Source organism: Flavobacterium sp. (assembly GCF_027482425.1).
GTDB lineage: Bacteria > Bacteroidota > Bacteroidia > Flavobacteriales > Flavobacteriaceae > Flavobacterium.
In genome coordinates this window covers 1-21,991 of sequence record NZ_JAIXWA010000046.1, presented here as the reverse complement: position 1 = coordinate 21,991, position 21,991 = coordinate 1, and the positions used below count along the sequence as shown (strand labels likewise).

Sequence of the window (21,991 nt, the reverse complement as noted above, 5' to 3'; positions counted from 1 at the left end):
CGATCGACCTTTGGCATGTTCTTTTCCAAAAGATACATAACCACGTTGCCCTCCAATGCCTGGAATCTCATATTTTCCTTTGGTTTCCAATGGGAGATTAAAGAAGTTCCGCACTTCGTCATACAATTCACCCACCAATTGATCATCTAGAAAATGACCTTTTAATGCTACGAATCCGATTTCTTCGTAGGCTTTGCCGATTTCATTTACAAATTTTTGTTTACGTGCCGGATCATCCGACAGGAAATCACGTAAGTCAACACTTGGAATTTGTTGCATACTAAACCTTTTTTATTAATAACTTAAACGCTGAAAAATCAAAGCGCTATCACAAATGTACAGTTTTTTATTTAGTTGTGTGCGAAAGTTAGCAACACACTTTTGGCTCTTTTATCGATATAACTTGGCGGTTCATCAAGGATTCTAATTAGCAAGATTTCCAGGGTCTAATTTTAATTTCAGCGAACCTAAATTAGCTTTAAAAAGTGATGAATTCCCTTTCATTTTTTATTAAAATTAATCATTGGTTTTAAGCTAGAAACTATAACTTTATGATGTTATGCACCTTAAAAAACAAAAGGTCGTAAAACGATTTGTTAAATCGTAGATTCTTACTTGCATAAAAGCGAATGAAAAGCATACAATTGAGTGTGCTTTTTTTATGTAAAAACGCCTTGAAATCCTATAACGTTTTAGTACATTTGGCATCACAAACCACAAAAATATATCATGATTTTCAATCGCCATAATTTATCCGACGAAGTCTTGTTGGATCTTTATAAAAGGTTATTAAAACCAAGACTCATTGAGGAGAAAATGCTCATTCTTCTTCGCCAAGGAAAAGTGTCCAAATGGTTTTCAGGAATTGGACAAGAAGCTATTGCTGTTGGAATCACAGCCGCTTTAGATAAAGATGAATATATATTGCCGATGCACCGTAATCTCGGAGTCTTTACAGGCAGAGACATTCCTTTACACAAACTTTTTTCACAATGGCAAGGTAAAAAATCGGGGTTTACCAAAGGACGTGATCGCAGCTTTCACTTTGGAACACAAGAATATAAGATCATCGGAATGATCTCGCATTTGGGTCCACAGATGGGCGTCGCCGATGGTATTGCATTAGCCAATTCTTTGAAGAAAAACGGCAAAGTTACCGCTGTATTTACGGGAGAAGGAGCCACTTCGGAAGGGGATTTTCACGAAGCTTTAAACGTGGCTGCCGTTTGGGAACTCCCTGTTTTATTCGTCATTGAAAATAATGGATACGGTTTGTCAACTCCTACAAACGAGCAATATCGTTGCGAAAATCTCGCCGATAAAGGCGTAGGTTACGGAATGGAAAGCCATATTATTGACGGTAATAACATTTTAGAAGTTTACACTAAAATCGCCGAACTTAAAGCTTCAATGCAGGAAAATCCGCGTCCTGTATTATTGGAGTTTAAAACCTTTCGCATGCGCGGTCATGAGGAAGCGAGTGGCACCAAATATGTTCCTCAAGAATTGATGGATATGTGGGCCATCAAAGATCCGATTTCCAATTATCAAACCTTTCTAAAAAATGAAGGGATTTTGACTGAGGAACAAGACGACGCTTTTCGGGCTGAAATAAAACAAGAGATCGATGCGCATTGGGCGATTACACAAGCCGAACCTGACTTTATAGCTGATTTAAATGAAGAATTAAATGATGTTTATGAATCATTTGATTATCAAGAAGTAAGCCCATCAAATGAAACTGAAAATATTCGTGTAATTGATGCTATTTCTAGTGCTTTGCGCGAGGCGATGCAACAACATCCTAATTTGGTCATAATGGGCCAAGATATTGCCGAATATGGAGGTGCTTTCAAAATCACCGATGGTTTTGTGGCACAGTTTGGCAAAGAGCGCGTTCGAAATACACCTATTTGTGAAAGTGCTATCGTATCAGCCGCCAATGGACTCTCCATCAACGGATACAAAGCAATTGTCGAAATGCAGTTTGCCGATTTCGTTTCAACAGGTTTTAATCCCATCGTCAATTTGTTGGCCAAACAGCGCTACCGTTGGGGCGAAAAGTCGGATGTCGTGGTGCGTATGCCCTGTGGTGGCGGTACCCAAGCGGGGCCGTTTCACTCCCAAACCAATGAAGCTTGGTTTACCAAAACTCCAGGACTCAAGGTGGTTTATCCTGCATTTCCTTTTGATGCCAAAGGACTTTTAATTACAGCCATCAATGACCCTAATCCAGTGATGTATTTTGAGCATAAATTATTGTATCGAAGTATTTACCAAGAGGTGCCCAAAGGGTATTATACGTTACCTTTTGGAAAGGCTTCTTTACTTCGTGAAGGCGATCAAGTGACTATTATTTCGTTTGGTGCTGGAGTGCATTGGGCCTTAGAATTGTTGGATAAACACCCCGAAGTTCGTGCCGATTTATTGGATTTACGCACGCTGCAACCGTTGGATACAGAAGCAATTTTACAATCGGTTAAAAAAACCAGCAGAGCCATTATTTTACAAGAAGATACGTTGTTTGGGGGTGTTGCAAGTGACATTTCTGCCTTAATTATGGAGCAAGCGTTTGCGTATTTGGATGCGCCTGTTGTTCGTGTAGGAAGTTTGGAAACCGCAATACCATTTATGAAAACCTTGGAAGATCAGTATTTACCCAAGGAACGATTTGAAAAAGAACTCTTTCAGTTGTTAGCTTACTAGTTTAAAAATTATACAAATGCCCGATGTAAATTCATTGGGCATTTTTTAAACAAATTAGACGGAGCGCTAAAACAGTAAGCTTACATCGGGTTTCCACCATGAGGAGCCTTGCGTTTTCTATGATTTCGACTATATTTGTACCCTAATCTTTATTTTGTGAATTCGACCAACAAGCTCAAAATATTCAACGACCCGATTTACGGTTTCATCACCATACCCAATTCACTTATTTTCGACTTAATTCAGCATCCTTTTTTTCAGCGTCTTCGTCGAATTTCGCAAATGGGATTGTCGTATCTCGTCTATCCAGGGGCGCATCATACTCGTTTTCACCATGCGTTGGGATGCATGCACATCATGCAAAAGGCAGTGGAAACGCTAAAATTTAAAGGAGTTCATTTTACCGAAGAGGAAGAAAATGCCTTATACATTGCTATTTTATTGCACGATATTGGTCATGGTCCTTTTTCTCATGCCATGGAACACAGTATTGTGGAGGGAATTCAGCATGAGGAGATTTCTTTGCAATTTATGCAAGCGTTAAATCGACATTTTAAGGGGCAACTTGATTTGGCGATTCAAATTTTTAAAGGGGATTACCATCGAAAATTTATGCTCCAATTGATTTCTAGTCAGTTGGATATGGATCGAATGGATTACCTCAAGCGCGATAGTTTTTACAGTGGAGTGGCCGAAGGGAACATCAACAGTGACCGTTTGATTCAAATGATGAATGTCGCTGACGATCATTTGGTGATAGAAGAAAAAGGGGTGTATTCGGTAGAAAAGTTTCTCATGGCACGCCGTCTGATGTATTGGCAGGCCTATTTGCATAAAACATCGGTTGTGGCAGAGTTGATTTTGACAAAAATTTTAAAAAGAGCCAAAGAACTCACCCAAAAGGGAAACGTACTTCCCTGTAGCGCACCGTTGCAATTTTTTCTTCAAAATAAAGTGCTTCGAACCGATTTTGATGGGGAAGCGCTGACCCAATTTGCCTTGTTGGATGATTACGATGTGATGGGGGCTATTAAATCTTGGCAATTTTCTTCTGATTTTGTGTTGGCTGAATTGTGTAAAATGATTGTCAATCGTGAATTATTGAAGATTGATATGGCTGAAGAAAAGCCCGCAACCACAAAAATCCAATTGTTAAAGTCCCAATTACTAGAACATTATCCAATTACGGACAAAGATTCGGATTACTTTGTTTTCAAAGGGAAGTTAAAAAACATCGCGTACAACAAAGAAAGTGTGCCTATACGAATCATCAAAAAAGACCGTTCCGTGGAAGTGTTGGAAGATACTTCGGAACCCTTACAAGTAAAAGCCTTATCGAAAGCTGTCACTAAGTATTTTGTGTGTTATCCGAAAGTATTACTGGGATAAAACAGCTTATTTTGTTAAATTTTATATTTTTGTCGGAATGAAATTTACAGCAGAACAAATAGCGGGTATTTTAGGCGGAGAAGTGGTTGGAAATCCACAGATTGAAGTCTATAAATTGGCCAAAATAGAGGAGGGGACAGCAGGCTCTTTGTCTTTTTTAGCCAATCCAAAATACCAAAATTTTATCTACACCACTCAAGCGTCCATCACGATTGTGAATCACACGTTTGAGCCTGAACAGCCCATTACCACTACCTTGATAAAAGTGGAGGATGCCTACAAGTCTTTTTCCAAACTCTTAGAATATTACAATCAAGTAAAGTTGATGAAATCGGGTATTGAACAACCCACCGTCATTTCAGAGGGCGTTACCTATGGCGATCATCTTTACTTGGGAAGCTTTTGTTACATTGGAAAAAATGTGAAAATTGGAAACAATGTCAAAATTTATCCCAATTCATTTATAGGGGACAATGTGGTTATCGGTGATAATTGTATTTTGTTTGCCGGTGTTCGAGTTTACTCTGAAACTGAAATTGGCAACCATTGTACCATCCACTCCGGAGTTATCATCGGTTCGGATGGATTTGGTTTTGCGCCTTCAGAAGACGGTACCTTCAGCAAAATTCCTCAAATCGGTAATGTGATTTTAGAAGATCATGTAGAAGTAGGAGCGTGTACAACTATCGATCGCGCGACCCTTGGCTCTACCATCATTCGTAAAGGCGTAAAACTTGATAACCAGATTCAAATTGCCCATAATGTTGAAATTGGCGAAAATACTGTAATTGCCTCGCAAACCGGAATTGCGGGTTCAACCAAAATTGGTAAAAACTGTATGATTGGTGGGCAAGTTGGTATAGTAGGCCATATCACGGTTGGAAATAATGTGCGGATTCAAGCGCAGTCGGGTATCGGAAAAAGCATTCCCGATGGCGAAACGATTCAAGGAAGTCCTGCTTTCAATTATGGCGATTGGAATAAATCGTATGTTCATTTCCGTAATCTTCCCAAAATTGTGGCCGATTTGGACAATCTCAAGAAAAAACTAAGCTAAACAGAATTAATACAAGCATTATGGTTAAACAAAAAACCATTCAATCAGAAATAACCCTTACGGGTGTTGGGCTTCACACAGGAAAAGAAGTGACCATGACGTTAAAGCCAGCACCTGTCAACAATGGATTTACTTTTGTACGTGTGGATTTGGAAGGGTCGCCAGTTATTGAAGCCGACGCTAATTATGTAGTGAATACCCAGCGCGGGACCAATCTTGAAAAATTGGGCGTAAAGATTCAAACGTCAGAGCATGTCTTAGCGGCTTGTGTTGGGTGTGATTTGGATAATGTGATTATTGAATTAAATGAGTCGGAGCCGCCCATTATGGATGGTTCTTCGAAATATTTTGTAGAAGCGATTGAAAAAGCGGGTATCGTTGAGCAAGAGGCTGAGCGGTATTGTTATGTGGTGAAAGAAGTGATTTCGTATATCGATGAAAGTACGGGTAGCGAAATCATTGTGATGCCTGCCGATGATTATCAAGTGACTGCTATGGTTGATTTTGGCACCAAAGTATTGGGGACCCAAAACGCAACGTTAAAGAGCATGTTCAATTTTAAAGCAGAAATTGCTAGTGCACGTACCTTTAGCTTTTTACATGAGTTGGAAACGCTTTTGGACAACGGACTCATTAAAGGAGGGGATTTGAACAATGCCATCGTCTATGTTGACAAAGAAATTTCCGAAAAAACCATGGAGAACCTGAAGAAGGCTTTTGGAAAAGAAAATATTTCGGTTAAACCCAACGGTATTTTAGACAACCTTACATTGCATCACCCCAATGAAGCGGCACGTCACAAATTGCTAGACGTTATTGGGGATTTGGCCTTGATCGGTTGCCGTATCAAAGGGAAAGTGATTGCCAACAAACCCGGACATTTCGTCAATACGCAATTTGCCAAAAAACTTTCTAAAATCATTAAGATAGAGCAACGCAATCATGTGCCAACCTATGATTTGAACAAAGAACCGTTGATGGATGTGACCAAAATCATGAAAATGTTGCCCCATCGTCCGCCTTTTTTGTTGGTAGATAAAATCATCGAAATGTCTGAATCCCATGTGGTTGGATTGAAAAATGTGACAATGAATGAGGACTTTTTTGTAGGTCATTTCCCCGGAGCACCTGTTATGCCAGGCGTTTTGATTGTGGAAGCGATGGCGCAAACAGGAGGGATTTTGATTTTAAGCTCTGTTCCCGATCCTGAAAATTACCTTACCTATTTTATGAAAATCGACAACGTAAAGTTCAAGCACAAAGTTTTGCCTGGAGATACGTTAATTTTTAAATGTGATTTGATTTCGCCCATCCGTCGTGGAATTTGCCATATGCAAGCCAACGCTTATGCCAATGGGCGTTTGGTCGCAGAAGCGGAACTTATGGCACAAATCGTCAAAAACCAATAAACTATGAATCAACCGCTAGCTTATGTGCATCCGGGTGCAAAGATTGCTAAGAATGTAGTAATCGAGCCATTTACCACAATTCATAACAACGTCGAAATCGGCGAAGGAACTTGGATTGGCTCCAACGTGACCATCATGGAAGGGGCTCGCATCGGAAAGAATTGTAATATTTTCCCTGGTGCCGTAATTGCTGCTGTACCTCAAGATTTGAAATTTGGAGGGGAAGATTCACTAGCCATTATCGGAGACAATACAACGGTCCGAGAATTTGTGACCATCAATAGAGGAACCATCGCTTCGGGACAAACCAAAATTGGAAGCAACTGTTTGATTATGGCCACAGCACACGTAGCGCATGATTGTCATATTGGTGATAATGTGATCATTGTAAACGGTGTTGCCCTTGCGGGACACGTAGTCGTGGGTAATTTTGCCATTATCGGTGGATTGGCTGCGATTCACCAATTTATCCATATCGGTGAACATGCTATGATTTCTGGCGGTTCTTTGGTGCGAAAGGATGTTCCGCCCTACACCAAAGCGGCAAAAGAACCTTTATCGTATGTGGGGATTAATTCGGTAGGCTTGCGCCGTCGTGGATTTTCAACCGAAAAGATTCGCGAAATTCAAGACATTTACCGCATTTTATACCAAAAAAATTACAATACCTCACAAGCCGTCGGGATTATTGAAGCCGAAATGGCTGCTTCACCCGAGCGCGATGAGATCTTAGATTTTATTCGTAATTCTTCCCGCGGTATTATGAAAGGGTATTCTGGAACGTATTAAAAAACAAACTAAATTTTAAATTTTAAAAAAAACAATAATGGCATCTACGGCAGATATTCGTAACGGACTTTGTATCAAATTCAATCACGACATTTACAAAATTATTGAGTTTCTTCATGTGAAACCTGGAAAAGGCCCCGCTTTCGTGCGTACTAAATTAAAATCATTAACTACTGGAAAAGTATTGGACAATACGTTTTCTGCGGGTCATAAAATCGATGTGGTTCGAGTAGAAACCCATACGTTTCAGTACCTATACAACGAAGGCAACGATTACCATTTTATGAATACTGAATCCTATGAACAAATTACATTGAATAAGGATGTATTGGATGCGCCTCAATTTTTGAAGGAGGGAACCAATGTAATGGTACAAATTAACACCGAAACCGATATGCCGCTGTCGGTAGACATGCCTGTTTCTATCGTGTTAGAAGTAACCTATGCCGAACCGGGTGTGAAAGGAAATACAGCGACCAATGCGACCAAACCTGCGACTGTTGAAACGGGGGCCAATGTCAATGTTCCTTTGTTTATCAATGAAGGGGATAAAATTAAAATTGATACTGCTACAGGAGATTATTTGGAACGGGTAAAAGAATAACACATGAAGTTCCCGCAAAGGCATACGTTGAAAGAAATTGCAGCCATCATCGATTCCCAATATGTGGGAGCCGATGATTTTCCTGTGGAAGGGATGAATGAAATTCATGTCGTGACGCCAGGTGATATCGTTTTTGTTGACCATCCGAAGTATTATGACAAAGCGTTGCAGTCGGCTGCTACCATCGTACTGATAAATAAAGAAGTACCTTGTCCAGAAGGAAAAGCGTTATTGATTTCAGATGATCCGTTTCGGGATTTTAATAAACTCACACGTTACTTTCGCCCTTTTGTAGCAGCACAATCGGCCGTTTCCTTATCGGCTGAGATCGGAGAGGGTACCATTATTCAACCGAACTGTTTTATTGGAAATCACGTTCGCATAGGAAAAAATTGTATTATCCATTCCAACGTATCCATTTACGATCATACGCAAATTGGCGATAACGTTATTATCCAAGCCGGAACAGTGCTGGGTGCTGATGCATTTTATTATAAAAAACGTCCCGAAGGATTTGATCAATTACTGTCTGGAGGTCGTGTTGTTATAGAAGATCATGTAGGTATTGGTGCTTTGTGTACGATTGATCGTGGTGTTACAGGTGATACAACTATTGGGGAAGGCTCTATTTTGGACAATCAAATCCACGTGGCACACGATACCATAATCGGAAAAAAATGTCTCATTGCAGCCCAAACAGGTATTGCCGGTTGTGTAGTGATTGAAGACGAAGTCACTATTTGGGGGCAAGTGGGCACTAATAGTGGGATTACTATAGGAACCAAAGCCGTCATTCTAGCGCAATCAGGGGTGACAAAATCAGTAGCCGGTGGAATTACCTACTTTGGCACGCCCGCAGAAGAATCACGCGAAAAATTAAAACAAATGGCCTACGTCAAACGTTTGCCTGAATTGTTAAATAAAAACCGGAATAATGCAACCTAAAGATTTAGTTTTAGACTTATACAAATCAGACGTTTTATTGCATCGCGATGCAGTAAAACAGTTTTTGCATCCCGAATTAATTATCGAATGGAACAGCACCAAAGGATTTGTTCAGATGGATGCTGAAGATGTACTCAACTTAAGTGAAGAATTGAATCGGGCCTATGTGCGTTCCAAGATTCGAATTTCCCACATCATTCAAGAAGGTAATTTTGTGTCGGTGCGGTATTCCCATTTCGTAAAAACAATTGAAAATCCGCGTGAAGAAATGTTGTTGGCCAATTTCTTTGTGATTTGGGAAGTAAAAGATCAAAAATTGTATCGCGGCTATCAAATGAGTCAATTTGGATAATGCACAGTGCGTTTCGGGCCATAGGTATCGTTCGTTGCACTCTTTTGGCGCATCTTTTAACTCAATTTTTTCTATATAAAGCGTGGACATCAGATCGACTTTTTCCTACGCTTTCCGTTTTTTCATTTACCAAAAAACTTCAAGAAGAAACGCCTCTAATTTTATATAGTATTGGTATTCTACTAACTCTTGTTTTATTGTGGAAACCGCTTTGGAAATTAGGATTGGGATTGTGGATAGGGATAATCGTACTGTCATGGGGTTGGGATTTTGTGTTTTGGCAACCTTATACCTATTTCTTTTTATCAATTGTCGTGATACAATTTTTCTCAAAAACTAGTGAACAGTTTTGGATCCGTTGCTTACTTCTCTTAGCAGCGCTATACTTGTTTAGTGGACTCCATAAAATCAATGGTGCATTTTTGAATACGGTTTGGGATCCTTATTTTTTAAAAAAACTCTTTGGGATTACGTCCTCAGATTTCTTCTTTTTAATTTTTCATTATGCGGGATTACTAGTCGGATTGATTGAAATCCTATTGGGTGTGGGATTGTTGTTTCAACGAACACGTCTTTGGGCGTTTCGAGGTCTAGTCATAATGCATTTGCTGATTATTCTAGGGCTGTCACCAATAGGTTTATTTTCCAATGAAGTGGTTGTACCATGGAATTTAACTTTGTTATTCATCAATGCGCAAGGATGCCTTTCCCCAAAAATGAGATATTTTGCCAATCCATGGCAGTTGGAGTTAAAAAAGCAGATTTTTTTTGTCCTCTGTTTTTGGATATTGCCCATTTTTGGAATTTTCGGCTACTATAATCGATATTTCTCCTTTGATGTGTATAGTGGAAAAGGCACATCAATCTTTATTGTTTTTGAAAAGCCCAATGACTGTCCAAATCCTTTAATCCCTTTCTTATACCAACGAAAAATCGAAAACAAGAATCGATGGGTTGTGAGTCCAATGCGCTGGTGTAAACGCGAACTTCATCTTGTATTACCGAATGACAATTATATATTGCATTCATTTGTAGAAGCTTATCAAGAACAGTATCCCAATTCTAAAGGTCAATGGTATTTAACAACTTATCCTTTTACAGCACAAGAATCCGATTGGATAAAAATGGGTTATCAATTACAAAACGAGTATATTGAAAATTTGCAAAAAAAACGATAAAATTCTATGAATAGTGCATCCTATTCTGAATCTGTTTTCCTATTTTTGTGACACCTTTTAACAAACATATAAATAACTGTCATGAGTGTTTTAGTCAATAAAAATTCAAAAATAATCGTTCAAGGTTTTACCGGTAGTGAAGGTACTTTTCACGCGTCTCAAATGATTGAATACGGCACCAATGTGGTCGGTGGTGTAACTCCAGGTAAAGGAGGAACTACCCATTTGGACCGCCCTGTTTTTAATACGGTTAAAGATGCTGTAGACCAAGCTGGAGCTGATACTTCGATTATTTTTGTTCCACCTGCTTTTGCTGCTGATGCGATTATGGAAGCGGCTGATGCTGGTATCAAAGTAATCATTGCCATAACAGAAGGTATTCCTGTAGCTGATATGATGAAAGCTTATGACTACATCAAAAATAGATCATGTCGTTTAATCGGACCCAACTGTCCTGGGGTAATTACTCCTGAAGAAGCAAAAGTGGGTATTATGCCTGGTTTCGTTTTCAAAAAAGGAAATGTGGGTATCGTTTCTAAGTCGGGAACGTTAACCTATGAAGCCGCTGATCAAGTAGTTCGTCAAGGGTATGGTATCACTACTGCGATTGGTATTGGAGGTGATCCAATTATTGGAACCACCACTAAAGAAGCGGTTGAATTGTTGATGAATGACCCAGAAACCGAATGTATCATTATGATTGGTGAAATCGGTGGTCAGTTAGAAGGCGACGCTGCTCGTTGGATTAAAGCCGACGGCAATCGCAAACCCGTTGTAGGATTCATCGCTGGTGAAACGGCTCCCAAAGGACGTACCATGGGACACGCTGGAGCAATTGTCGGTGGTTCTGATGATACCGCTGCCGCGAAAAAAGCCATCATGAGAGAATGTGGCATTCATGTGGTGGATTCTCCTGCTGAAATTGGTAAAAAAGTAAAAGAAGTATTGGGCTAATTCTCCATTCTTGCATAAACAAAATCCCGCTGTAATCGAGCGGGATTTTTTGTTTAATTCCTATTTGTCTTTTGAATTTAATTCGGAAAAGGATTCGACCATTTCATATCCGTGTAGACATTTGTCCCACTCAACGTTCGAATAAAAGCGATAACCGCATTCACCTCTTGCTGATTCAAGTTAAGTTGTTGCCCAAATCCATTGGGTCGTAGTTTGGGATCGAGGTTGGTATTACCCGGTGCCAAATTTATGGTGCCATAATGCCCAATTGCCGCTTGAAGCGTTGTGATTACTCCTGTATGCATCATCGGGCCGTTCACTGTTCCATCTGTTTTTACTAAATCGCGTAAACTAGGAGCGCGGGTAACATGAATGTCAATGCCGCTTCCAGCAAGTGTTCCGATAATTCCATTGTTACCACTGTTGGGTGCGATATCAAATTCAGGAGCCGCATGACAGCCCGCACAACCTAATCCACCGCCGGTACGAACCCCTTGCGCATTAAACTGCGGAGGTATCAAAAATAAATTTTTCCCCATATTTTCTTGATTGGTAAAATTGGGAAAAGGAACACCATCATTGGCTACTAGATTGCGCCCTTGATCATATTTGGAGTCAAACGATTGAATACTGCGGATGAATTGCGCAAGGGCATTTTGAATTTTTGCCTCGGTAATTTCAGGAGAACCGTACACAAATTTAAAAAGTTCTTGATAGTAACTCAGTCCATTTAATTTACTGATTAAGGCCGAAAAATCTTCATCACCGTTCGTGCCACTGTAACCCATTTCACCATGATTACGAATGGGTTGGGTAGTTTGGGATTCGAGGGACGCAGCGCGCTCATCCCAGAAAAATTTAGATTCAATCGAAAATCGCGTATTGATTAATCGCATCGAATGACGTTCCGTTAAACCATTGACGCCTGAACTGGCTACTAGCCCATCACTAAAAGCATGCGCTTGTTGGTGACAAGAGGCGCAAGAAATACTATTGTTGGACGATAACTTTTTGTCGTAAAACAAAACCCGACCCAAGGTGGCTCCTTTGTTGGTAATGGGATTATTCTGTCCGTTAGACTTGGTTATGTAGCTAGGAATGGGTTGATTGGCATAGTTGGCTAAATTATCCAAATCTAGATTGGATCCAAAGAGTGCTGTTACGGTCGGATAGTCAGCTACAGCCACGTAATCCTCACTTTTTTGACAAGAAAGCATTAAGAAGCCAACAAACAAGGGTAGTATAATTTGTTTCATATTGGTTAGGTTGGTTGATTCACGCAAAATAGCTGTAAATCATTGTTTAGACTTGAATAGTGCAAAAAGGTTTAGTCGGCGTTAAAGATTTTTTCCAACGCTAAATAGTTCCTATATTTGGGACTTTATAAATCGAATAATTAAATTAAACGAATATGAAATTATTAGAGGGTAAAGTAGCAATTATAACAGGAGCCAGCCGTGGTATTGGCAGTGGAATTGCTAAAATTTTCGCACAACAAGGAGCCCATGTGGCATTTACATACAGTTCTTCTGCCGAATCAGCCTTGGTATTGGAAAAAGAGTTATTAGCTCAAGGTGTTAAAGCTAAAGGCTATCAATCGAACGCAGGGAATTTTGAAGAAGCGCAACAATTGGTCGATGCAGTGATTGCCGATTTTGGTACCGTAGATGTGTTAATTAATAATGCTGGGATTACCAAAGACAATTTGCTGATGCGAATGAGCGAAGAGGATTTTGACAAAGTCATTGAAATCAATTTGAAATCCGTTTTCAATATGACCAAAGCCGTTCAAAAAATTATGTTGAAAAACCGCAACGGTTCTATTGTCAACATGAGTAGTGTGGTTGGGGTAAAAGGGAATGCGGGTCAGGCGAATTATGCAGCGTCCAAGGCGGGAATGATCGGATTCACCAAATCGATTGCTTTGGAACTCGGTTCGCGAAACATTCGTTGCAATGCGATTGCGCCAGGTTTTATTGAAACCGAAATGACGGCCAAATTAAATCCCGATGTAGTGCAAGGCTGGCGCGATTCTATTCCGTTAAAACGCGGCGGTACGCCAGAAGACGTAGCCAATGCTTGTTTGTTTTTAGCTTCCGACATGAGTGCTTATGTCACGGGACAAGTCCTTAATGTAGATGGAGGGATGCTAACCTAATTTTTGTACTTTATATGGCGACAAACACCTTGTTATGGCTTGTGCTAGCGCTTATAGTAGCGGGTGGCTTGTCGTATTTTCATTATATTTATAAAGCTAAAACCCTAAGCCTAACGTTGAAGGTTTTGGCTTTTTTGCGTTTTTTGGCCATTTTTGGGTTACTCCTTTTACTGATTAATCCGATTATTCGACGATCAACATTGCAAATTCAAAAACCTCCTCTAGCTGTTGTCGTGGATAATTCGTCTTCTATCAATGAATTAGGCGCTAAAGAAACCTCAAAAGAAGTTTGGAAAAAAATTACGTCCAATTCGCGTTTGCAAGACAAATTTGACATTCAATCGTTTTATGTCGATACTGAATGCCGCTCTTTTTTTGACGACAGTAGTCTTACCTACAAGGGAAAAGCCTCCCGCTTGGATGTAATCGGACCTACCGTACATAATTTGTATAAAAATTTACCGTATACATCTATTGTACTCACCGACGGGAATCAAACGTCAGGTAGTGATTATGTTTTTGGTTTTCAGTCCGATCATAAGGTTTTTCCTGTGGTCATGGGCGATACAACTCAGTATTTGGACTTACGTATTGCCAAAGTAAATGCCAATAAGTATGCATTTTACAAAAATCAATTTCCAGTAGAAGTTTTTGTCAATTATAACGGTACAAAGACCTTTCAAGCTACTTTTTCGATACGAAATGGCGCTTCTGTAGTATATCGTCAAACGCTACGATTTTCTACTGACAAACGCGCCCAAGTTGTTAATTCTTTACTGCCAGCGAATGCGCTTGGAGTACAAACGTATTCGGCGAACATTTCCTCGAATGAAAAGGAGAAAAACACCTACAATAATACCCAACGTTTTGCGGTGGAAGTTATCGATCAACGAACAGAAGTCGCTTTGATTTCAGAAATAGAGCATCCCGACCTTGGCGTATTAAAACGCAGTATTGAATCGAATGCACAACGAAAAGTAACCTTGCTTAAGCCTCAGAATGCAAGTGATTTACAGAAATACAATATTTTACTATTGTACCAACCCACGGCTCGTTTTAAATCGGTTTGGGAAGCCAATAAAAACCGGCGATTGAATACGTTTATTATCACTGGAAATCATACCGATTTTGGTTTTTTAAATCAAATGCAAAAAGGGGCTACCTTTAAAATGTCTAATCAAAAAGAGGATTATCAAGCGTTGTATCGTTCGGATTTTTCAATCTTTGCTTCGGAGGATATCGGATTTGAACAATTTCCTCCTTTAGAGAATCCTTTTGGCAATGTATCCATAAGTTCGAGCGTCCAACCGGTTTTGGAGTCGCGCATACGTACCATAGGAACCGGTGATCCGTTATGGTTTTTCACAGAAAATGAAGGACAACGAAGTGCCATACTCCTTGGTGAAAACATTTGGAAATGGCGTGCTCATGTCTTTGTCGCCAAACAATCGTTTGAACCATTTGACCAGTTTTTGGACAAAACAATTCAGTATCTTGCCTCAAATGATGCTAGAAAATCGTTGTTGGTCAATCACGAACGGTTTTATAATTCGGGGGATCCGCTAGAAATTACAGCGCAATTTTTCAATAAAAATTATGAATTTGATGCCAAAGCACGTTTGAGTATTGCATTGGTAAACAAACAGAACCAACAAAAAAAACAATACGATTTATTGTTGTCCAACCAGTATTATAAAGTGGACCTAGAAGGTTTATCGCCTGGAAAATATACGTTCACCGTTCGGGAATTAAATACCAACACAAGTTATAGTGGAGCGTTTGAAGTCTTGGACTTTGATATTGAAAAACAGTTTGTAAATCCCAACATGGACCAACTGAAGCAATTGGCACAACATACGCAAGGAGCGGTCTACGTTCCCAATAAAGTCGATCAATTGATTGGAAAATTGATTGCCGACCCTAATTATCAGTCCATCCAAAAGGAACAAGTAGTCAAATCGCCTTTGATCGAATGGACCTGGTTGTTACTTTTGATTACTGGATTATTAGCTGCCGAATGGTTCATTCGAAAGTATAACGGGATGCTTTAATAATTATATTCAAACTTTTTAAGCAAATTTATTTGCAAAATATTTTCTATCGATTCCCTTAATATTTGCTTAATTTAGGACAACCGTTTCACCGCAAACTTTTGACCTATGTTACCTTTACAAAAAAAAGCCATGAAAATTTTGTTGGTTGAAGACGAACAAGGCATCGCAGACTTTATTCAGCAAGGGCTCGAAGAGGAAGGTTTTCAAGTAGCTCACGCTATCGATGGGGAGCAAGGATTAAAAAAGGTGCATGATAGCAAGTTTGATTTGTTTTTATTGGATTGGATGCTACCCAAAATGAATGGGTTGGAGTTGTGTAAAACCATACGAACCAAGGATTCCGAAACTCCTATTTTATTTTTGACAGCCAAAGATACGGTGCAAGAAACGATAGAAGGACTCCAAGCAGGCGCCAACGATTATATCAAAAAACCGTTTAGTTTTGAAGAATTGCTAGAACGAATTAAGGTTCATTTTAGGAATGCCCAAGCTACTGAGGTTTTTATCTTAGGTCCTTTTCGGTTGGAACCCCACCGTTATAAAGTTTTTCGAAATGATGAAGAAATTACACTAACCCAGCGTGAATTTGAGTTACTGCTTTTTTTGGTAAAAAATAAGGGAAAAGTTTGCACCCGAAATCAAATTATTGAACAAGTTTGGCATATCCATTTTGAATACGATTCTGGTGTAATTGATGTGTTTATGAATGCCATTCGAAAAAAATTGCAACTCACCAAAGACAGCGACTATTTAAAAACCGTTCGTGGAGTAGGGTATATGGCCGAAGAACTATGAATAAATCAACTGACATAGCCGTTAAGACTACTTATTTCAGCATTATTGGAAATGTACTGTTGGCGCTACTTAAAGCAATCAGTGGCATTCTAGGGAATTCGTATGCGCTCATTGCCGATGCAATCGAGTCTACAACCGATATTTTTGCTTCACTTTTGGTCTTGTTAGGAATTAAATATGCTAATCGTCCAGCCGATGCCAACCATCCCTATGGACATGGAAGAATCGAACCTTTAGTAACCTTTTTGGTGGTCGTTTTTTTGGTGGTATCCGCAGCATTCATCGCGCATGAAAGCATTCAAAACATTCAACATCCTCATGCATTGCCCCATCCTTTTACCTTAATCATTTTAGGTGGAATTATCCTATGGAAAGAAGTTTCTTACCGTATTGTGAACCAAAAAAGCAAACAAATTCATAGTTCTTCCTTAAAAGCCGATGCATGGCACCATCGCAGTGATGCTTTGACGTCGCTAGCAGCTTTTGCGGGTATTGCTATTGCACTCTCCATGGGGCCTGGGTATGAAGCTGCCGATGATTGGGCGGCACTATTGGCCTCGATTTTTATTGTCTACAACAGTTACCGCATTTTTCGTCCCGCTTTGGGGGAAATTATGGACGAACATTTGTATGATGATTTGGTGGATGAAATTCGACGTAAAGCCCTTCTTGTTCCAGGAATTATCACCACCGAAAAATGCTTTATTCGAAAAGCGGGCATGAAATACCATGTCGATCTTCATGCAGTAGTCGATGGAAATTTGACGGTGAAAGAAGGTCACGATTTGGCACACTCCTTAAAAGACGCGCTTCGAGAAAACTTACCGCAATTGGGACATATTTTAATTCATATCGAACCCCATGATGAAATTCGCTGGAACACTTAAAAACCGTATTGCATTCTATTTTATTCTAACTACAGCCATTCTGGTCTTTGTGGCGTTTATGGCGGTCTATAGTATCGTAAAAATCTCAGTCTACCATGACCTGGATCGTGATATACAAACCGAGGTCAAAAAACACCTTTCGGAAATTTCTGTAAAACAAGGCATTATCACCATTGAACATGAAGAAGAATGGCGGGAACGCGAGCACAATACTTTGGATGTAAATCCTGTATTCATACAATTTTCCGATACCTTAGGGAAAGTTTTTGAAAAATCACCGAATCTTAAAAAACATACGTTAAGAATTCATTCCGAATATGAGGACAAATCCCTGTATGACTGTCAGCTGGAAGGCAATCAAATTCGGCAAATCCAAGTACCGCTCTACGAAAAGGGTAAAAAAATAGGCTATCTGATTATCGCCATGTCTTTGGTCGATGGCTTGTCGGTGCTTCACAATTTGTTTGTCATTTTGGTATTGGCGTACCCCACCATTCTTTTGATTTTATTTCTCATCGCGCGCTCCATTGCTGGCAGGAGTATCCGTCCCATTCAAAACGTGATTTCGACGGCTCGAATGATTACCCGCGACAACTTAAAATCACGAATCACTCCTCCGGCAAATCGGGATGAAATATTTACCCTTACCGAAACCATTAATGCACTTTTGGATCGCATTGAACAAGCGGTCGAACGCGAAAAACAATTTACTTCCGATGCCTCTCATGAATTGCGAACTCCTTTAGCAGTAATTCGCGGCACCTTGGAAGTATTACAACGAAAACCCCGATCGGTTGAAGAATACAATCATAAAATTACCCATTGCATTGCCGAAGTCGACCGAATTAATTCGATGATTGAACAATTATTGGTTTTAGCACGTTTGGAGAATCAAAAGCAATCTGTTACGGTAGAACCTCTTGTTTTAAACGAAATTATCAGTTCGTGTTGGACACATTTTGACGCCAAAATTATGGACAAACAAATCCAAATCAAAGAGTCGTTTACCGACATTTTTGAAGTGGCTAGTGACCGTTATTTTCTAACTATAATCCTCCACAATTTGGTATCCAATGCCTTAAAGTATTCTCCTGCAAAAAGCACGATTGAAGTCACCATTCAATCGCAGTTCAACGGAACGCTACTGTGCCTCAAAGATCAAGGAATGGGTATTAATCCAACCGAATGGGCAACCGTTTTTCAACCGTTTTACCGCAGTAAAGCCGCCCAAGATCAACCCGAAATCAAGGGACACGGACTGGGTTTGTCGATTGTCAGTCGTTTGTGTGAACTTTTGGGTATTCAAATTTCACTCGACTCCAAAGAGAGAGGAGGCACCTCGATTTTCTTATTTTTTCCAACCGAAAATTAAGCCGTTCTTAATTTATTTCTATGAGGGTTCTGCTACCTTTGTAGAGCAAAAGATGAATTATGCTACAAAGACTCATAGCTTTTAGTTTAAAAAATAAACTTATCGTTTTACTTTTTACTGCGATCATCGTCGGTTTTGGTATACATTCTGTCTTTCAAATTTCTATCGGTGCCGTACCCGATGTCACCAACAATCAAGTGCAAGTCATTACTACGTCCCGAAATTTATCGACACAAGATATCGAACAGTTTATTACCTATCCAGTCGAGATTGAAATGGCTAATTTACCCGGAGTGAAAGAGATTCGTTCTGTTTCGAAGTTCGGACTTTCTGTGGTAACCATCGTATTTGAAGACGATATGGGAACGTATCTTCCACGTCAGTTAATCGCTGAGAAGATTATTGCCGCTTCTGAAAAGATTCCTCCAGGTTTTGGCACCCCTCAGATGGGACCTATAACGACTGGATTGGGAGAAATTTATCAATACACGCTTGAAGTTAAACCCGGATATAAAGATTTATACGATGCCTCCGACTTGCGCACCATTCAGGATTGGATGGTCAAAAGGCAATTGTCAGGGATTAAAGGGGTAGTCGAAATCAATACGTGGGGTGGGTTTTTAAAACAATATGAAGTCGCCATCAATCCGGGCAAACTCAAAGCGATGAATATTGCTACTTCGGAGGTGTTTAACGCCTTATCTCTAAATAATAGTGTAGCAGGAGGCGCCTATATTGAAAAGGTAAATCAAAGTTATTTTATTCGGGGTGAAGGCAAAGTAAAATCCCTCGATGATATTGGTAACATTGTAGTTTCCAACAAAAATGGGGTGCCAATTTATGTCAAAAATGTAGCGCAAGTTCGCTTCGGTCACGCTCATCGCTTCGGAGCCATAACGGGTAATGGGCAAGGGGAGAAGGTGATGGGTCAAATCATGATGCTGAAAGGAGGCAACTCCAAGCAGGTGATTCACGAAGTAAAAACACGAATCGCAACCTTACAGCAATCATTGCCGCAAGGCGTGTACATCAATCCCGTCATTGAACGTTCTGAGTTGGTTGGAAAAACCACTTTTACAGTGGCCGAAAACCTTATTTTGGGGTGTTTGATTGTCATCTTTGTCGTGGTACTTTTATTAGGAAATTGGCGCTCGGGTTTGGTCGTCGCTTCGGTCATCCCACTTTGTTTGTTGTTTGCCATTTCTTTTATGAATGTTTTTGATATCGATGCCAATTTGATGAGTTTAGGTGCTATCGATTTTGGAATCATCATCGATGGTGCGGTCATTATCGTAGAGTTTATCGCATTTCAAATCACCCATAAAGCCAAGCATTTAAAACATTTAACAAAGGAAGAACAGCAACTTCAAGTGGATGCAATTACCTTCAAAAGCGCCTCCAAAATGATGAATTCTGCTGTTTTCGGACAGTTGATTATCCTTATTGTTTTTATCCCCATTTTATCCTTATCTGGCGTAGAAGGTAAAATGTTCAAACCCATGGCGATGACTTTCAGTTTTGCCTTGATTGGGGCCATGTTGTTTTGTTTTACCTATGTTCCCGTGGTCGCTTCTTTGGTTTTGAAACCAGAAGAAGAATCCAGAGACACTTTTGCCGTTCGCTTGATTCACCGATTAAATTCGTGGTATGAACCGACGATTCGATGGGCGCTCGACAATACCAAAAAAGTGTTGTATGGGGCTGGAGCGTTGCTGGTAATGACCCTCGGACTTTTTACAACGATGGGAGGAGAGTTCATACCCACCTTGGATGAAGGCGATTTTGTAATACAACCAGTACTAAAAACAGGAACTTCGTTATCAAAAACCATTGCCATTACCACCGAAATTGAAAATACAATTCTCAAGAAATTTCCTGAGGTTGAACAAGTGGTGAGCCGTATCGGTGCCGCCGAAGTACCAACCGACCCGATGAGCATGGAGGAAAGTGATGTGATTGTAAAGTTAAAACCCAGAAGCGAATGGATCTCGGCATCGACAAAAGACGAATTAGCGGACAAGATAAAAACGGCTGTTGAACAACACATTCCGAATATCGAAATTGAATTTACACAGCCTATTGAAATGCGGTTCAACGAGTTAATTTCGGGAACACGTAGTGATGTAGCCATAAAAATTTTTGGAGAAGATTTGGATGTTTTGGCTGAACGTGCGAATGCGATCAAAAATGCCATTAAAAATGTGGAAGGCGCTTCCGATATTATTGTTGAAAAAACGGAAGGCTTACCTCAAATGTCCGTGGAATATGATCGGGCCAAAATAGCGCGCTACGGAATGAATATTGAAGCCCTAAACGACATGATTTCGTTGGGATTTGCTGGCAAAAGTGTGGGGACTGTTTTTGAAGGTGAAAAACGGTTTGATTTAGTTATTCGTTTGGATCAAGAAAACCGTCAAAGTATTGATGATTTGCGTAACCTTTATGTGAACACACCCCAAGGAGAACAGATTCCTCTTTTTCAATTGGCAAAAATTGAATACACAGAAGGTCCGGCAAAGATATCGCGTGACAACACGCACCGCCGCATTGTCGTGGGGATCAATGTGCGCAACCGCGATATGCAAAGTGTCGTCGATGATATCCAGAAAATAATTCAAGATAAAATTAAATTGCCCGCCGGGTATTATATTACCTATGGGGGACAATTTGAAAATCTAAAAAGTGCCGAAGCCCGATTGATGATAGCGGTTCCCATCGCTTTGTTCCTCATTTTTGTCTTGTTGTTTTTTGCATTTCAATCAGTGCGTGAAGCTTTGATGGTCTATTCAGCCATTCCTTTGTCGGCGGTAGGGGGGATCCTGTTTTTGTTTCTGCGCGATTTGCCGTTTAGTATTTCTGCAGGAGTAGGTTTTATTGCCTTGTTTGGAATCGCGGTGCTTAACGGTATAGTTTTGATTGAACATTTTAAAGAACTCAAAAAAGAAGGAATGCAAGACATCAATACTTTAATTTTAAAAGGAACTTCCGATCGATTGCGCCCTGTTTTGTTGACCGCCGCCGCGGCTGCATTAGGATTTTTACCTATGGCCATCTCGAGTTCGGCGGGCGACAGATCGTGCGTCGGCTCGTCCTCGATGGGGGTGCGCTCCTCGACGGCCTTCTGCGCGGCGGGCGCCAGATCGGCGCGCTGCGTGCCCTTGGCCTTGCCGCCGTGAGCCGCGTGGGCACCTTTGCCCGCATGGGAGGCCTTGGCGGCCTTGGGCCTGGCAGATTCCGTCGCGGCGGCAGGCGCCAGGGCCTGGGCCACCAGCAAGAGCAGCGCGCCCAGGACAGGGAAGCCCCTGCCCGCCCGGCGCATCGCCCCTTGACGTGCGGCCCGCT

At 40.5% G+C, this 21,991-nt stretch carries 17 protein-coding genes and 1 pseudogene; 16 read left to right on the top strand and 2 right to left on the bottom strand.

Annotated features, from left to right (window positions below):
* The coding region (locus tag Q0037_RS06510; protein ID WP_297516838.1) for a 2-oxoglutarate and iron-dependent oxygenase domain-containing protein at positions 1–279 on the bottom strand (279 nt) is incomplete at its 3' end.
* Between the two features lie 450 nt (positions 280–729).
* Between Q0037_RS06510 and Q0037_RS06505 the strand changes: the two genes are divergently transcribed.
* The 10 genes from Q0037_RS06505 to sucD all read left to right on the top strand — a co-directional run bounded on the left by Q0037_RS06505 (position 730) and on the right by sucD (position 11,383).
* Entirely contained in the window at positions 730–2,706 is a 1,977-nt protein-coding gene (locus Q0037_RS06505; protein ID WP_297516836.1) for a dehydrogenase E1 component subunit alpha/beta, read from the top strand.
* A gap of 156 nt (positions 2,707–2,862) precedes the next feature.
* Positions 2,863–4,095 carry an HD domain-containing protein gene (locus Q0037_RS06500; protein WP_297516835.1) on the top strand — a complete coding sequence of 411 codons (1,233 nt, stop codon included), beginning with the start codon at positions 2,863–2,865 and terminating at the stop codon, positions 4,093–4,095.
* Between the two features lie 37 nt (positions 4,096–4,132).
* On the top strand, positions 4,133–5,152 hold the full coding sequence (lpxD, locus tag Q0037_RS06495; protein ID WP_297516834.1) for a UDP-3-O-(3-hydroxymyristoyl)glucosamine N-acyltransferase: 1,020 nt from the start codon (positions 4,133–4,135) through the stop codon (positions 5,150–5,152).
* A 20-nt stretch (positions 5,153–5,172) separates the two neighbouring features.
* A complete protein-coding gene (locus tag Q0037_RS06490) occupies positions 5,173–6,561 on the top strand; it encodes a bifunctional UDP-3-O-[3-hydroxymyristoyl] N-acetylglucosamine deacetylase/3-hydroxyacyl-ACP dehydratase (RefSeq protein WP_297516833.1) in 1,389 nt (462 codons plus the stop codon).
* 3 nt (positions 6,562–6,564) lie between these two features.
* Positions 6,565–7,350: an acyl-ACP--UDP-N-acetylglucosamine O-acyltransferase gene (gene lpxA / locus Q0037_RS06485; RefSeq protein WP_073362287.1), complete on the top strand. Its 786-nt coding sequence runs from the start codon at positions 6,565–6,567 to the stop codon at positions 7,348–7,350.
* 37 nt (positions 7,351–7,387) lie between these two features.
* Positions 7,388–7,954 (top strand): elongation factor P, encoded by a 567-nt coding sequence (efp, locus tag Q0037_RS06480; protein WP_297516831.1) that lies wholly within the window; start codon positions 7,388–7,390, stop codon positions 7,952–7,954.
* A gap of 3 nt (positions 7,955–7,957) precedes the next feature.
* Entirely contained in the window at positions 7,958–8,899 is a 942-nt protein-coding gene (locus tag Q0037_RS06475; protein ID WP_297516829.1) for a UDP-3-O-(3-hydroxymyristoyl)glucosamine N-acyltransferase, read from the top strand.
* On the top strand, positions 8,889–9,251 hold the full coding sequence (locus Q0037_RS06470) for a nuclear transport factor 2 family protein (protein ID WP_297516828.1): 363 nt from the start codon (positions 8,889–8,891) through the stop codon (positions 9,249–9,251). Before Q0037_RS06475 ends, Q0037_RS06470 begins: the two co-directional genes overlap by 11 nt.
* Positions 9,251–10,429, top strand: a complete 1,179-nt coding sequence (locus Q0037_RS06465) for a hypothetical protein (protein ID WP_297516826.1) — start codon at positions 9,251–9,253, stop codon at positions 10,427–10,429. The genes Q0037_RS06470 and Q0037_RS06465 overlap by 1 nt, the downstream gene beginning before the upstream one ends.
* Before the next feature lie 81 nt (positions 10,430–10,510).
* Positions 10,511–11,383 (top strand): succinate--CoA ligase subunit alpha, encoded by an 873-nt coding sequence (gene sucD / locus Q0037_RS06460; protein WP_287782276.1) that lies wholly within the window; start codon positions 10,511–10,513, stop codon positions 11,381–11,383.
* 77 nt (positions 11,384–11,460) lie between these two features.
* On the opposite strand, the gene Q0037_RS06455 is transcribed toward sucD, so the two are convergent.
* Entirely contained in the window at positions 11,461–12,639 is a 1,179-nt protein-coding gene (locus tag Q0037_RS06455) for a cytochrome c peroxidase (RefSeq protein WP_297516822.1), read from the bottom strand.
* A gap of 155 nt (positions 12,640–12,794) precedes the next feature.
* Between Q0037_RS06455 and fabG the strand changes: the two genes are divergently transcribed.
* The 6 genes and pseudogenes from fabG to Q0037_RS06425 form a co-directional block, all read left to right on the top strand.
* Positions 12,795–13,541, top strand: a complete 747-nt coding sequence (gene fabG / locus Q0037_RS06450; RefSeq protein WP_297516821.1) for a 3-oxoacyl-[acyl-carrier-protein] reductase — start codon at positions 12,795–12,797, stop codon at positions 13,539–13,541.
* Between the two features lie 14 nt (positions 13,542–13,555).
* Entirely contained in the window at positions 13,556–15,592 is a 2,037-nt protein-coding gene (locus Q0037_RS06445) for a hypothetical protein (protein ID WP_297516819.1), read from the top strand.
* A gap of 132 nt (positions 15,593–15,724) precedes the next feature.
* Positions 15,725–16,390, top strand: coding sequence for a response regulator transcription factor (locus Q0037_RS06440; protein WP_297516840.1), 666 nt, complete (start codon positions 15,725–15,727; stop codon positions 16,388–16,390).
* Positions 16,387–17,277, top strand: a complete 891-nt coding sequence (locus Q0037_RS06435) for a cation diffusion facilitator family transporter (RefSeq protein WP_297516818.1) — start codon at positions 16,387–16,389, stop codon at positions 17,275–17,277. The genes Q0037_RS06440 and Q0037_RS06435 overlap by 4 nt, the downstream gene beginning before the upstream one ends.
* Complete coding sequence (locus Q0037_RS06430) at positions 17,252–18,649, top strand: HAMP domain-containing sensor histidine kinase (RefSeq protein WP_297516817.1); 1,398 nt, start codon at positions 17,252–17,254, stop codon at positions 18,647–18,649. The genes Q0037_RS06435 and Q0037_RS06430 overlap by 26 nt, the downstream gene beginning before the upstream one ends.
* Before the next feature lie 59 nt (positions 18,650–18,708).
* A pseudogene (locus tag Q0037_RS06425) lies at positions 18,709–21,717 on the top strand (efflux RND transporter permease subunit); the annotation flags it as partial.
* Positions 21,718–21,991: the final 274 nt, after the last annotated feature.